The sequence below is a fragment of the Actinoallomurus sp. NPDC052274 genome, assembly GCF_040679475.1.
Classification (GTDB): Bacteria; Actinomycetota; Actinomycetes; order Streptosporangiales; family Streptosporangiaceae; genus Actinoallomurus; species Actinoallomurus liliacearum.
The window spans coordinates 1-1,221 of record NZ_JBFAUT010000156.1; the positions used below are offsets into that span (position 1 = coordinate 1).

Genomic DNA, 1,221 nt, shown 5'->3' on the forward strand with positions numbered 1-1,221 from the left:
GGTGTGCTCGGCCTCGAACAGGTCCATCGACTGGGAGATATCCGGGTCGATGCCGGGCAGCGGCGCGACGTCCGCAGGAAGAGTGTTCCGCCGCGCCTCGATCTTCGTGTCGCTCCACCGCTCATCAGATGTCGCCATGAGGCTCCTTTCAGTGGTGGCTGACCAGCACGGCCACGACGGCGACCGCTACACCGGCCGCTGCGATGATCACGCTGAGGATGGCGATGATCCGTTTCGTCCGGTCGTCCAGGTCGGTCTTGGTCACGCTGGTCTGCTCGAGCTTCAGCACCCTGGACTCGACCGCATCAACGACGGTCTCGGCCACTGCCGACTGTTCGATGTCGCGGACGCGGCCCTCGAGGGCGTCCAGGCGGGTGGCGTGTTGCTCGGCGCGCCGGTCGGTCTGGTCCGCGCGCTGGAGCAGCAGCCGCAGGTCGCCCTGGATCTGGGCGAGCCCGACGTCCATCGAGCGGCGCATCTCGCTGAGCGCGAGTTCCAACGCCGCGGTGTATCCGTCCTTGCCGACATCGCTCATGGCATCGGTCACGCTTCCTCGTAGAAGCCGGACACACGCAGGACGTCGCTGACAGCCCAGGTGAACGGTGATGTGGCGTTGGCCCCGGAGGCGTTGCCGACACCGCCGTTGCTGATGCCGGCCGCCGATAGAGCGAAGCCGAAGGCGTTGACCGTGCCGGCGATACCCGTGCCGCCGTAGCGACGCTGGGAGTCGGAGTTGTCCTCGGCGATCGCGTTGCACGGCCAGTCGGCGGACGCCGCGGTGGACGGCAGGCCGATCGACCAGCGGCCGGACCCGAAGGTCGTCGTGCTCCCCATCGTGACAACGACCTTGTAGAAGACCGTTTTACCGATCCGCTTGTACCGGCCGGTGATCGTCCCGTTCCCGATGGCCGGGTTCGTAGTCGACGCGCCCCAGCTCGGTGTGTAGTCGGTCCAGCCGTCGCTGTCCATCGCCGAGAGGTTAGGGTTGCTGGACTGGTCGTCGATGCTGCCGGTCGTGCCGGAATTCACCAGGTCGTTGCCGTACCGGCGCACGTTGGTGCAGGTGTTGGTGATGCTCAGCCCGAAGGCGGCTTCGTTTCCGCCGCCGTTGCGGCGGACCTTGTTCCCCGTGATCAGGAGGCCGTCGGTGCTGGAGGAGCAGCGGATGCCGTAGCCGACCAGGTCCGTGGCCCGGCTCGCGGACTTGATGTAGTTGTCGAC

Annotated in this window: 1 protein-coding gene and 1 pseudogene; both read right to left on the reverse strand. The window is 67.0% G+C overall.

Translation table 11 applies throughout. The annotated features are described in order from the left end of the window. Positions 1 to 148: 148 nt before the first annotated feature. A complete protein-coding gene (locus tag AB0K82_RS44600; RefSeq protein WP_364409847.1) occupies positions 149 to 547 on the reverse strand; it encodes a hypothetical protein in 399 nt (132 codons plus the stop codon). After that, positions 544 to 1,221 (reverse strand): annotated as a pseudogene (locus tag AB0K82_RS44605) (hypothetical protein); the annotation flags it as partial. The gene AB0K82_RS44600 and the pseudogene AB0K82_RS44605, both read right to left, overlap by 4 nt.